The following is a 13312-nucleotide window of genomic DNA, read 5'->3' as shown; positions in this document are numbered from 1 at the left end:
TCAGGTCCCCCCTATGGTTCCTTGAATATTTTTCTCAGCAGCAACTTTCCTTGCTGAATATAGGAATGGTTATACTTTAGTTCCTTTAAAGCACGAGAGGCAAAGATTCTTCTTTCTTCACTATGTGAAAAATAGTGCTTAAAGCTATCGGAGAGCTCTTTGAAGTTCTGGAAACGAATGAGATCTTCTTCTGCAATTCGGTAATTATGAAGATGGGGATGATCCTCCACTAACTGAAATACACCGCAAGCGGTAACCTCCATAATCTGCTGCACAGAACCAGTGCAATTGATGACGATTTTTGCTCCATTATAATAGCTGGACATCTCTTTACTATGGGTGATATCAATGAAATTTCTGGGGGGTTCCCAACCACGCCCGGCGATCATTACCTTAAGGCCTTGAAATAGGTCTGAATACGCCAAGGTGTAAAGCATACTATCGATTTGAAAATCGCCGAGAATGAGTACGTCACTCTGATAACAGTCCTCCACACGTCTTGGATAATAGAGATCCGTATCCGCAGCATATGGGAGATAGCTGGAATGTTTGCCCCATAAACCTTGATAATAGATTAGATTAGCAATGTTCTGTGTAAAAATATAATCGAATAACAATGCCAGATTACGTTCTGTTGGAGTAAGACAAGCAGCATCTGCCATCCATACCGCTTTGGGAACGTTGGAAGCCTTCAGAGCAGGGAGGTTCTCCTCCGGAAATAGAGTCTCCGATCCTAGAGCTAATATTAGATCAGGTTGAAAATGGGCTAAATATTCCTCCAGATTATGCTGGAATTTAATAGCAAGTACTTCTTTGACCAAATGCCTTAGATGATCCTTAAAAAGTCGTACATTAGGCATTTTATCACTTGCCACTGTAGGAACCAGCAGCAATATTCTTAATTGCTTGAGTTCCCGTTGCAGAGGTTCCGCTCTATAAGAGTTCATCTCTAGGATAAGGTTATGGTGTTGCAATGGATTAACTTGGCTGATGGTGACTTCGTGACTTGAAGGCCTTTCAGGAGTGAGCCTATTAGCTGTCTTCTTCATAATTCCTCCTGTATTCTGTGGAGCCAGTCGTCCGCTCTAGCACCGAGTCTTGCTAATCATTATATGTGTAGGGGGTTATTTTGACTTTAGGTATAAGACCATTAATCAGAGTCTCGAAGATAAAAAGCGGATTTAGTGAAAGCTGTATATCTATCTATGACAGAGCTGGCTTGTTTAACATAAGATATACTATAAAACCTGAAAGGGATGATCGCCTTGCCAACCTTCGATAACGTTCTAGTTACAGGAAGTCAGACCATTCAAAATGATCTGCACGTTAATGGAAATGAGACTATCGATTCGAATCTGCATTTGAATGGTAGTCAGACTATAATGGGAAGCCTAAATGTGAACGGCAGCGAATCCATACTCGGACATCTGGGGGTAACCGGTGAAATTAGCGGGGCAGGCACCATCAGAGCTGCAACCCGGTTGATTGCTACGAACCAAGCAACATTGCCACCAGGCGCTCCTACCAGTCTGCAACAGGTTCGATACTTTTCTGTAGGTGCTGTAGGTCAGACTGGTCTCGTGCTGAAGGGCACGGATGGAAATGATTATGTATTATTTATCGATTTGACCGGCGGAACACCTAATATCGGTATCCAACGGGCTTAATCAAGACAAACAAACATTCTCAGCATCAGATTAATAAAAAAACAGCAAGTCTCCTAAGTGCAAATAGGGACTTGCTGTTTGAGGTTTCTATTAATTCTTAAAGCTATGAATTGGAGCTGGGATTCGTCCGCCACGATTAACGAAGTTTGCGCAGTTGAAGCCGTTTACTGCCATAACTGGTGCATATCCGAGCAGGCCGCCAAATTCGACCATTTCACCAACGTCCTTGCCGATTACTGGAATCACGCGAACCGCAGTGGTTTTGTTATTCACCATGCCGATAGCCGCTTCATCGGCGATGATGCCGGAAATAGTCTCCTTGGTGGTGCTTCCTGGGATAGCTATCATATCCAGTCCTACGGAACACACACAGGTCATAGCTTCCAGCTTCTCTAGTGTAAGGGCACCCCGCTGAACCGCTTGAATCATGCCGTGATCTTCACTGACCGGAATAAAGGCTCCACTAAGCCCACCTACATAGGAGGAGGCCATTACGCCACCTTTTTTAACATTGTCATTTAGGATCGCCAGAGCAGCGGTTGTTCCCGGAGCGCCAGCTTCCTCCAGACCCATGACTTGAAAGATTTCGGCAATGGAATCACCGATTTCTGGAGTAGGAGCTAAGGATAGATCGATAATCCCAAAAGGAACATTCATCCGTTTGGAAGCCTCTTGAGCAACTAGCTGACCGACACGTGTGACTTTGAAGGCTGTCCGTTTAATGGTTTCACATAAGGTTTCAAAATCCTGCCCTCTAACCTCTTCAAGCGCACGTTTGATTACACCAGGACCGCTGACGCCAACGTTGATGACACATTCCCGCTCTCCAACCCCGTGAAATGCTCCGGCCATAAAAGGGTTGTCCTCAACTGCATTACAGAAGACTACCAGCTTGGCGCAGCCGATGGAATCCCGATCCTTGGTACGTTCCGCAGTTTGGATAATGATGTCGCCCATTAATTTCACAGCGTCCATGTTGATTCCACTTCTAGAGGAACCGACATTGACCGAGGAGCAGACTCTTTCAGTGACTGCCAATGCTTCAGGAATACTGTCAATCAAAATACGATCGCCTTTGGTGCAGCCTTTTTGTACAAGTGCAGAGAAGCCGCCGATAAAGTTAACGCCTACCTCTTTCGCAGCCTTGTCCAGGATTTCAGCAACAGGTACATAGGTATCTGTCTTCACCGCACCAGCGGCAATAGCGATGGGTGTGACAGAGATCCGTTTGTTAACAATAGGAACCCCAAATTGTCTTTCCAGATCTTCACCCGTCTTTACGAGCTTTTCAGCGGATCTGGTAATTTTGTCATATACATTTTGATTAAAGGTGCGCATATCCGTGTGGGCACAATCCATGAGGCTGATCCCCATCGTTATGGTACGCACATCCAGATTCATTTCACGAATCATCTTATTCGTTTCTTGTACTTCCACTAGTGATATCATGGTCAGCCATCCTCCTAGATTCGGTGCATAATATTAAAAATATCCTCATGCTGAAGCTTGATTTCCACGCCAATCGATTCGCCAAGCAAATGTAATTCCTCTACAATATTCTCAAAAGCTTTAGTTGAGCTAGAAATGTCTACAATCATCATCATGTTAAAATAATCTTGAACAATCGTCTGCGAAATATCCAGAATGTTCAAATTGTGTTCGGCTAGATATGTACATACTTTAGCAATAATCCCTACTTTATCTTTTCCCAATACAGTAATAATTCCCTTCATGAATACAGCCTCCCTTTGTATTTATTGATTTCACCGTGTATACGGAAATGAACCATTCCAACTATTATTGCAAATGATGAAACAAGCTTCAACCAAAGGTTTTTTGTCAGTTTGATTAAATATTTATTTTGACAGCTGAAATTATAGAAAATTCATTTGACAGCCTATAAAAAATGTGATGAACTGAGAGTTTGATATGATAGTCTGAAGGAGTAAATATGACTACACAAAAATATAAAGACATGGTTGAGCAAAGAACGAAGATGACCCTCCAGGAATGGACGGAACAGGCGGAAGTGAAGGAAAAGGACATTTATCGTTTTTTGCATAATTTAAAAGGCACTGCTGGAACTGTCGGATTACCAGATGTCGAACAATTTGCCGAGGATACGCTGCCCTATTTCATGGAAAGCAGTCTTAAGAGTTGGTCGGTCGAGGAATGGGGGGATTATTTATATCCACTGATTCCATTGTTTAATGTCCATTCATTGGCAGCTTCAAGCTCTGTTAAAGCATTGGATAAAAGGGGACCTGCTGAGACGCTCACGCAGAATGATATTCTTCTTATCGATGACGATGTAGAGCTAGTTGCTTATCTGAAAGAGTCGTTGGAGAGGCAGAATTACTATGTAAGCATTGCCTTATCTGCTGAACGGGGACTCAAAATCTTTTATGAAACGAAACCAGATCTCATTCTGCTGGATATTCTTTTACCGGATAAAAGCGGGATTGAGGTGTTGAACCAAATTATCGGCAAGGCCAAAAAAGAACGAATTCCCATTATCATTATTAGCGGGGAGTACTCCAAAGCGACGCAAATGCAGGCGTATTCGTTAGGTGTGATGGATTTTTTACCGAAGCCTGTAGATATTGATTTATTTCTGGTATTGATCAAAAATCGCTTTCAGCTCAAGAGAGAATGGCAGGAGTCCATCATCGTGGATGATTTGACCGGCGCATTCAATCGCAAACACTTTAATCAAGTTATGAAGCAGCTGATTGGTGATTTTAAGCGGACCAACCGCGTATTTTCGTTAGCGCTGATTGATTTGGATTATTTTAAAAACGTTAATGATACATATGGTCACCTAATCGGAGACGAAGTTCTGCAGGGCTTTTCAGAGCTTGTGAAGAATTCCATCCGTCTGGAGGATACCTTTTGCCGTTATGGGGGAGAAGAGTTTGCAGTGTTCTTACCTCACACGGATGCGGAATCTGCAATGTTGGTTATACAGCGTATTCAAGAGCGGTTTGCGGCGACTGACTTTTTTGCAAAAAATGAAATCTTTCATGTGACTATCTCTAGCGGGATTTCTGAGGTAACAGATGCCGAGAATATAGCCGATAAATTGATTGAGGAAGCAGATCAGGCTCTTTATGCCAGTAAGCATGCTGGAAGGAATCAGACAACGCTTTATTCGGATCATTTATCCACTACTAAAAAGCATTCGGTTCTGAATGTGATTGTTGTAGATGATGATACGCTAATTCGGAGAATTGTGACGAGTCAGTTCGCCATTTGGGAGCCGGATAATATTGCTGAGGTGAAGGTCAGCAGCTATGCGAATGGGCTTGATTTCCTGCAATCGGATTGGTATGCCGTGGATGAGAAGTATATTATTTTGCTGGATGGTGTGATGCCTGATCTGGATGGAGTAGAAGTTCTGGAAAGAATCCGCAAAACGTATCCGGAAGTAAATATATTAGTGATCATGTTGACGGGAAGAAATAATCAGGCGGATATTGTACATGCCCTGCAGATGGGTGCCGATGATTATGTAGTGAAACCGGTCCATATGCCTGAGTTATTGTCGAGGATAGAGCGGTTGGCTCATAGATTTTTGTTCTAATTGGGTTCTGAAAATGTTGTGAGCACCAGGAGAGATCTAAAGCGGAGGGAACTAGGCAGCTATGCAAAAGGTAATGGTAGTGGATGATGAAGAAGTATTAAGAATGTTAATCGTAGACACCTTAGAAGATTTGGAAGACGTGGAGATCCACACTGCCGAGAACGGATTAGAGGCGCTTTCAAAATTGTCACAGGATCATTATGATTTGGTGATATTGGATTATATGATGCCTGAAATGACAGGGATTGAAGTCCTAGGCCAACTGGATGATGAGAAAAAGAAGGCTACAGCTATTTTAATGTTAACAGCCAAAGCCCAAGATGTAGACCGTCTTCGAGCGGTAGATGCAGGCGCACGTTATTTTATGCCGAAACCTTTTAGTCCGATGGAACTCTTGCAGATTGTGGAGGGGATCCTAAGTGACAAAGGGAAGCAGCTCTAATCACAGTATCAAAAATAGGTATTTTCGTATCATCGCCTTGGTTTTTTCGCTAATTATTATTATGGGATCTGTATTTTTGTTTTTCATAAACAATGAGCAGAACAAATTAAGTAGAGACCGTGAAAATCTGCAGAATAAGGCGGACACGATTAACGAATTGGCGACTGCATTAAATGAGGTTTTTTTCCGAGCGAGGGGATTCAGCGCACTTAAGAGTGACAATGAATTAGAGCTCTTAAACTTAGGACTTGTTAACTTTGATAAGATTCTGGATACCTATTCTAATCTCAGTTTATCTCCGGAAGAAGCCTTGTTTAGGGATGGTTTGAAAGCATTTTATGTTCAGTACAAAACTAAAGTTTTGCCGGAAGCGATTCGGTTTGTCGAAGCAGATGATTATGTGTCTTTGAGAGCTCTATCCGCAGATGGGAACACGAAATCAGTGAATGATTTTTTAACGTATACAAAAGAGTACAAGCAACGATCCGATGCCGCATTAAATACTATGGCTATGGATTACATCAAACGTGCCAATGAATTTACCTTTATCGCATTCTTTTTCAGCACGATTATTCTGCTAATCTTCACCTTTATGATCTGGCGGATTCTGAAGAACCTAATAGATCCTATTCTGAAGCTGGAAGGGGCAACCCATTCTCTGGCTGCAGGAGAAGAAATTCTTCTGGGCAAGCTTAAGAATCAAGATGAAATTGGCCGACTTTATGATGCTTTTCTTAATATGGCTAGAAGTATTCAAGATAAAGAAGAAGAATTGATGATGCAGAATGAAGAGTTGCATGCGCAGCAGGATGAACTTCAGGATCAGCAATATAGGCTGCAGCGCTCGCTTAGTGAAATTGAGAGTATGATGAAAGCCTTGGATCAATCGTCTGCCGTCGGAATTCTTACTGCTAAAGGTGTCTTTACCTACGCGAATGATAATTTAAGTGGATATACCCGCTATAAAAAGTCTGAGATTATCGGTTACACCTATAAGTTATTTGAACTTTATAATATCTCTGATGAGGGTTATCAGAAAATCTTTAACAAATTAAATACAGGCGGAGTGTGGAACAATGAGCTGCAGATTCTAGCCAAAGACGGATTGCCCATCTGGCTGCATCTGACGATTGTGCCGTACCTGAATGAAGAGGGTGTGATTTATCAATACATCCTTATTGCGAACGATATCACCTCAATGAAGAGCGTGCAGCAGGAACTAGCCGAAACGTTAAAAAATACGGAACAGACCAAGATGATGCTAGAGCTAAATAATCAGCTGAATCATGATATTACTTATACTTTGGATAAGCATGAATTTGCCGATAAGTTTATTGCGTTTATGCATCGCCTGTATGCCTTTGATTCGAGTTTCTTCTTGCTTGTGAAAGATAATATCGCGGCTGTGAAAGGTATTCCGCAAGAGAATGTGGAGCGTTATCTTGATCATGAGAATAATGAGATGTTATATCGCTTGCAAGCGGAAAAAACGTACCTAATCAAGCGTCTGGCCACACAATCAGAGCAAGGGATTTCTGCAAGTGAGGTTTATGTTTATGACTTCTACACTACTGTTGTGAACGCAGAGGATGAGATTCTTGCAGTGTTCTGTGGCAGCCGGGTTGGTCATTCCTTCAGCAAAGAAGAGATTAATGAGGTTCAAGGGATGATGAACCGCGTAGCGCTGGCGATTGAACGTTTATTCATGTATGAAGAGATTGAACATGGCCGAAAGCTGAATCGGGACATCGTAAATAATGTGAACGAGGGTATACAATTTGTGAATACAGAAGGTATGCTCCTGCAGATGAATAAAGCGTTGAGTAACATTTTTAATTATGAGTGGACAGAAGGAACTTTGATTCCCCGACAGAAATGGTTGGATTATTTCATTGAGCACTCGAATGAGAATCATGAACTGCGGATGTTTTTTGAAAAAGCGATTGCTGAGGATGCTCTGGAATCCAGCAGCATGCAATACTCCATTGGAACTGAATCGATGAAGCATATTGATGTGTATGCGATCCCTGTATTCCGTCGCGAGCTGCGTATTGGTACATTGTTTGTCTACAGAGATATCACTAGAGAATATGAGCTGGACCTTATGAAATCTGATCTTGTCAGTACGGTAAGTCATGAGCTAAGAACACCGCTATCGAGTGTACTTGGTTTCACAGAACTGTTATTGTCTAAGACCATGAAGCCTGAGAAGCAGCTTAAATATCTGGAGACGATTCATAAAGAAGCTAAACGACTGACGGAGCTCATTAATGATTTTCTTGATTTGCAGAGAATGGAGTCAGGTAAGCAGCAATATATCACGGAGCACTTGAATCTCAGTGAAATTGTATTAGGTGTAATTGATCAATATAAACTGAGCAGTACCCATCATGTACTCCTAGTGGATGAGGCTTTAAATGCGGATGTTGATGTGGACAAGGATAAGATTGTCCAAGTTCTGACGAATCTGTTAAGTAATGCGATTAAATTCTCACCTGATAACAATGAAGTTAAAGTACTGCTGCATAACGAGTCGGATAGAATTATTGTAAGTATCCAGGATAATGGTCTTGGCATTCCTAAGGATCAAATAGGACAGCTATTCCAAAAATTCAGAAGAGTGGATAATAGCGCCTCTAAAAGAATTGGAGGAACAGGACTCGGGCTTGCCATCTGTAAGGAGATTATTGAGAAGCAAAAGGGAAATATCGGTATAGATTCCGTTGAAGGAGAGGGCACTACCGTCTGGTTTAGCCTCCCTATCCTCCATGCGGAAGCGAGCCGGCAACAGGATGAGCTTAATAAATGGAGCACCGATAAAGAGCTTAAGCCTAATGTAATGATCGTTGAAGATGATTACAGTCTTTCATTGCTTTTATCAGAAGAGCTTAAAGGGAAAGGCTTCCGAGTTACCCATCATTACCATCCACAGCAAGCTTTTGATCAGGCCTTGAAAACCCCATTTGTGGCGATTGTGGTAGATTTGATGTTGGGTGAAGAGCTGGATGGCTGGGATTTGATCCGAATGCTTAAAGAAGATCCAAGAACTGAAAATATACCTATCGTTATTTCTTCTGCTCTGGATCAATCGGATAAGAACCAATTAAACGATGTAATTCAAAAATATTTAACTAAACCTTATCCGCCCGGCGAGCTGTCGAATACGCTTGAGGAGATAGTGAAGATTAAGACGGGGATCGGAGAGGTGTTATTTCCCGAAAGTAAGCAAAAATTATAGCTTTTATTTATCACAATATTTTATAAATAGTATCACTTTTTATAATGAAACCGATCAAAACAAGTTAAATCATACTGTTTTGATCGGTTTTTACGTACTTTATAGATATTTTTTCAATGAATTACAATTATTAGGGTAAATCGACATCATTGATCGTTTACAATTATTGTGATAGCCTGATTTCATGAGGTACGGATCATCAGAAGATTTCATGTTTAGGAGAGGTGGATATTGTTGCAACTACAGGTAACGAACAGTCCTTTTAACGAGAGCCAAGTCGAGCTACTCAATCGTCTTCTACCATCCTTAACGGAGACACAGCAAATATGGCTTAGTGGTTATTTGTCAGCCATGGGCCTTACTACTGCATCATCGGCAGGTGCCGAGGTTCAATTAGTACAATCAAATACGATAGGAAATGTGGAAGGTAGTGCCGTTAGTCAACCTGTAGCTTCACGGGAAGTGACTGTGTTGTTTGGGTCCCAGACAGGGAACTGCCAACGGCTGGCTGGGAGCTTGTCCCGCAAGCTGGAGGAGCAAGGATTTCAGGTCACACTTACTGCGATGAACAGCTTTAAGCCCAATGCGCTTAAGAAGGTTGAGAACCTCCTATTGCTGGTCAGTACACACGGTGAAGGCGAGCCGCCAGATAATGCACGGATGTTCCATGAATTTCTCTATAGCAAAAGAGCCCCTCAATTAGAGAATCTGAAGTTCTCAGTGCTGGCACTGGGGGATACCTCCTATGAATTCTTTTGTCAGACCGGCAAGGACTTCGATCAGCGGCTTGAGGAACTTGGCGGCAAGCGGTTAAGTCCACGTGTGGATTGCGATCTTGATTATGATGATTCGGTTACCGAGTGGTTTGAAGGTGTGATTGGTGCCTTGAATGCACATTTAAATGCTCCGGCCATTGCGGCAAAAGCGGTTCAAGCTGCGGAAGACGCAGATTCTCAGGAGCCTTTGTATACCCGCAACAATCCTTTTAAAGCGGAAGTATTGGAGAATCTAAATCTGAACGGACGTGGTTCCGACCGGGAGACCCGCCATTTGGAGCTATCCCTAGAAGGCTCGAACATACAATTTGAACCAGGGGATGCGCTGGGTGTCTATCCGGAGAATCATCCTGAATTGGTAGACGCTATTATTCATACTATGGGCTGGAATCCTAATGATATTGTTCCATTTAATAAAAAAGGGGAAGACGGCACCTTACGTGAGGCCCTTCTTCACCACTATGAAATCACTGTATTGACCAAACCGTTACTTGAACAAGCGGCGAAGGTATCTTCTTCTAACCAATTAAGTGATCTATTGTCGCCAGAACGCGCGCAACAGCTTAAGGAATATATTCAAGGCCGCGATCTGCTCGATTTGGTTCAGGACTTCTCTCCCTGGGAGGGTTCGGCCAGTAGTTTTGTGACTATTTTGCGCAAGCTTCCGGCACGACTCTATTCAATTGCCAGCAGCTATAAAGCTAATCCAGATGAGGTTCATTTAACGGTTAGAGCTGTACGTTATGAGGCATATGGCCGTGAGCGTTATGGGGTCTGCTCGGTACATTGTGCTGAAAGAGTCCAGCCGGGAGATACGTTGCCCATCTACATTCAACATAATCCGAACTTTAAGCTTCCGACGAATCCTGATGCGCCGATCATTATGATTGGACCGGGCACAGGTGTTGCACCCTTCCGCTCTTTCCTGGAGGAACGTGGCGAGCTTGGGGCGGAAGGTAAATCATGGCTGTTCTACGGAGATCGGCATTTTGTGACGGACTTCCTCTATCAGACGGACTGGCAGAGAATGCTTAAAGACGGCTTGTTAACTAAGCTGGATGTTGCTTTCTCCCGTGATACCGAAGAGAAAGTATATGTTCAGCATCGCATTCTGGAAAAGAGCCGCGAGGTCTACGAATGGCTGCAAGCGGGAGCTCATATTTACATTTGCGGAGACGAGAAGCATATGGCACATGATGTTCATTCTGCTCTGATTACTGTCATCCAGCATGAGGGTGGTCTGAGTCCTGAAGAAGCGGGAGCTTATTTGGATAATATGCAGCAGGCGCAGCGCTACCAACGTGATGTTTACTAAGCGATAGAGTGAAGTTATCGAATGACTTCGGGGGGAGATAACAACAATGGCAAACAATGAAAAGGTTAAGCCGATCGGCGGACCTCCAAGCGATGTTGAGCACATTAAGCAAGAGAGTAACTATCTGCGGGGCGCGCTTGTTGAGACATTAAGCAATCCGATTACCGGAGGTTTGCCGGAAGATGATAATCGGCTGCTGAAATTTCACGGAAGCTATATGCAGGACGATCGGGATTTACGCAACGAGCGCGAACGGCAAAAGCTGGAGCCTGCATTCCAGTTCATGCTTCGTGTAGTTGCCCCAGGCGGGGTAGCGACACCAGAGCAGTGGCTAGTGATGGATGATCTGGCACAAAAATACGGCAATGGAACCTTACGTTTGACTACCAGACAGGCGTTTCAAATGCATGGGGTACTCAAATGGAATCTTAAGAAAACCATTCGCAGCATTAATGATACGCTGATGACGACGCTGGCAGCTTGCGGCGATGTTAACCGTAACGTAATGAGCAATCCGAATCCTTACCAGTCGGAGGTGCATGCAGAGGTCTACGAATGGGCGCGCAAAGTAAGTGATCACTTATCACCACGTACGCCTGCTTACCATGAAATCTGGTTGGACGGTGAGAAGGTAGTAGATAGCTTAGGCGAACGTGCGGAAGTAGAACCGATCTATGGTCCGGTATATTTACCGCGTAAATTCAAGATTGGCCTAGCGGTGCCACCTTCTAATGATGTGGATGTATTCTCGCAAGATCTGGGTTTTATCGCTATTCTGGAAAATGAGAAGCTAGTCGGCTTCAACGTTTCTGTCGGCGGCGGTATGGGGATGACTCATGGCGATACCAGTACTTATCCTCAGTTGGGACGTATAATTGGTTTTTGCCGTCCGGAACAGTTGATTGATGTGGCAGAAAAGACCGTAACGATCCAGCGGGATTATGGCAATCGCTCTGTCCGCAAAAATGCACGGTTCAAATATACGATTGACCGCCACGGTCTGGAATGGTTCGTAGACGAACTGCATGAAAGACTCGGATGGCAGCTTGAAGCAGCACGTGATTATCATTTTGATCACAACGGAGACCGTTACGGCTGGGTGAAGGGTACCAACGGAAAATGGAACCTGACACTTTATATTCAAAGCGGACGGATTCATGACCAAGAAGGATACACCTTGATGACTGGCTTGCGGGAGATTGCTAAAATTCATACTGGAGATTTCCGGCTAACGCCGAATCAGAATCTAACGATTGCCAACGTCACTACTGCCAAAAAACGCAAAGTAGCTGAGCTGGCTAAACAGCATGGACTAACAGATGGAGCACATCTTTCTGCATTGCGGCGCAGCTCCATGTCCTGTGTAGCACTGCCAACCTGCGGACTTGCGATGGCTGAAGCGGAACGCTACCTGCCTTCATTGATAGATAAGCTGGAGCTTGTTATAGATAAAGCTGGTTTGCGTGACGAGGAAATTGTGATCCGAATGACCGGCTGCCCTAATGGATGTGCTAGACCGGCGCTGGGTGAAATCTCGTTTATCGGCAAGGCTCCTGGCAGATACAATATGTATTTAGGAGCAGGCTTTACGGGTGATCGCCTCAATAAAATGTATAAAGAAAACATAGATGAGAAAGAGATCCTAGAGACGCTTGAACCTATTCTTCACCGATATGCCAAAGAACGTCAACAAGGCGAGCATTTTGGAGATTTCGTGATCCGTGCAGATTATGTTAAAGCCGTTACCTCTGGGCTTAATTTCCATGACTAAATGAAAGTAGATTTAAAAATGTCCCGGGGCCAGTTGGATGGCTGCCGGGATTTTTGTGGTTTGGGTGTAGTTAGATGCGCAAGGGGCGTGTCGTACACAAAATGCTCCAGAGGTAAAGAACGGTAGACAAGAGTAAATGAGCAGCAGATAAGCAGCAGATAAGCGCATACGAGCGACAGTAGACTAACATGGTGACGGACTCAGGAGCCCTTATTTCCTGAAATCTTGCCAATTTGCAGAGTATTCGGACTCCAGCGCCGTAACGGTATAAAAAGAGATATAAATAGACCCTTTTCAGAGGAATAGTGTCTCTCCAGTCCGAAAGTTGCTCAAAACGGCTTAAATCGCACAAATAGCATCATCTGAGTCCGAAAATCACAACAAAGCGCTCAAAAGGTAAAGAACGGCAGATGAGCAGTAGATGAGCGCGACGAGCGGCAGTAGACTAACAAGGTGACGGACTCAGGAGCCCTTATTTCCTGAAATCTTGCCTAATTGCAGAGTGTTCGGACACCAGCGC

Annotated in this window: 9 protein-coding genes; 6 read left to right on the top strand and 3 right to left on the bottom strand. The window is 43.6% G+C overall.

The annotated features are described in order from the left end of the window. Positions 1-11: 11 nt before the first annotated feature. On the bottom strand, positions 12-1049 hold the full coding sequence (locus MKZ09_RS22705; RefSeq protein WP_076201392.1) for a glycosyltransferase family protein: 1038 nt from the start codon (positions 1047-1049) through the stop codon (positions 12-14). Positions 1050-1256: 207 nt separating this feature from the next. Here MKZ09_RS22705 and MKZ09_RS22700 point away from each other — a divergent pair, with 207 nt between their 5' ends. Beyond that, positions 1257-1667: a hypothetical protein gene (locus MKZ09_RS22700; RefSeq protein WP_232061415.1), complete on the top strand. Its 411-nt coding sequence runs from the start codon at positions 1257-1259 to the stop codon at positions 1665-1667. A 90-nt stretch (positions 1668-1757) separates the two neighbouring features. On the opposite strand, the gene MKZ09_RS22695 is transcribed toward MKZ09_RS22700, so the two are convergent. Beyond that, on the bottom strand, positions 1758-3113 hold the full coding sequence (locus tag MKZ09_RS22695; protein ID WP_248548616.1) for a PFL family protein: 1356 nt from the start codon (positions 3111-3113) through the stop codon (positions 1758-1760). 17 nt (positions 3114-3130) lie between these two features. Next, positions 3131-3400 (bottom strand): ACT domain-containing protein, encoded by a 270-nt coding sequence (locus MKZ09_RS22690; RefSeq protein ID WP_036685776.1) that lies wholly within the window; start codon positions 3398-3400, stop codon positions 3131-3133. Positions 3401-3618: 218 nt separating this feature from the next. Between MKZ09_RS22690 and MKZ09_RS22685 the strand changes: the two genes are divergently transcribed. From MKZ09_RS22685 to cysI, 5 genes are all read left to right on the top strand, one after another. Continuing rightward, complete coding sequence (locus tag MKZ09_RS22685) at positions 3619-5250, top strand: diguanylate cyclase (protein ID WP_076201394.1); 1632 nt, start codon at positions 3619-3621, stop codon at positions 5248-5250. Positions 5251-5311: 61 nt separating this feature from the next. Further along, the gene (locus MKZ09_RS22680; protein WP_036685780.1) at positions 5312-5692 is read left to right on the top strand and encodes a response regulator; all 381 of its coding nucleotides are present in this window, start codon (positions 5312-5314) and stop codon (positions 5690-5692) included. Next, positions 5670-8930: an ATP-binding protein gene (locus MKZ09_RS22675; RefSeq protein ID WP_076201396.1), complete on the top strand. Its 3261-nt coding sequence runs from the start codon at positions 5670-5672 to the stop codon at positions 8928-8930. Before MKZ09_RS22680 ends, MKZ09_RS22675 begins: the two co-directional genes overlap by 23 nt. A gap of 234 nt (positions 8931-9164) precedes the next feature. Next, positions 9165-11021 (top strand): assimilatory sulfite reductase (NADPH) flavoprotein subunit, encoded by a 1857-nt coding sequence (locus tag MKZ09_RS22670; protein ID WP_076134459.1) that lies wholly within the window; start codon positions 9165-9167, stop codon positions 11019-11021. Between the two features lie 46 nt (positions 11022-11067). Beyond that, the gene (gene cysI, locus MKZ09_RS22665) at positions 11068-12792 is read left to right on the top strand and encodes an assimilatory sulfite reductase (NADPH) hemoprotein subunit (protein WP_076130761.1); all 1725 of its coding nucleotides are present in this window, start codon (positions 11068-11070) and stop codon (positions 12790-12792) included. Positions 12793-13312 lie beyond the last annotated feature (520 nt).

It is taken from the genome of Paenibacillus sp. FSL R5-0908 (assembly GCF_038006245.1).
In the GTDB taxonomy this organism is placed as follows: domain Bacteria; phylum Bacillota; class Bacilli; order Paenibacillales; family Paenibacillaceae; genus Paenibacillus_AQ; species Paenibacillus_AQ odorifer.
Note: the sequence above shows the minus strand (reverse complement) of the source record. Positions and strands in the feature narration are given on the sequence as shown.

Excerpts from the sequence above, each read along its gene's own strand:
- MKZ09_RS22705 (WP_076201392.1), bottom strand. The coding sequence starts at position 1,049 with ATGAAGAAGACAGCTAATAGGCTCACTCCTGAAAGGCCTTCAAGTCAC.
- MKZ09_RS22700 (WP_232061415.1), top strand. The coding sequence starts at position 1,257 with ATGATCGCCTTGCCAACCTTCGATAACGTTCTAGTTACAGGAAGTCAG.
- MKZ09_RS22690 (WP_036685776.1), bottom strand. The coding sequence starts at position 3,400 with ATGAAGGGAATTATTACTGTATTGGGAAAAGATAAAGTAGGGATTATT.
- MKZ09_RS22685 (WP_076201394.1), top strand. The coding sequence starts at position 3,619 with ATGACTACACAAAAATATAAAGACATGGTTGAGCAAAGAACGAAGATG.
- MKZ09_RS22680 (WP_036685780.1), top strand. The coding sequence starts at position 5,312 with ATGCAAAAGGTAATGGTAGTGGATGATGAAGAAGTATTAAGAATGTTA.
- cysI (WP_076130761.1), top strand. The coding sequence starts at position 11,068 with ATGGCAAACAATGAAAAGGTTAAGCCGATCGGCGGACCTCCAAGCGAT.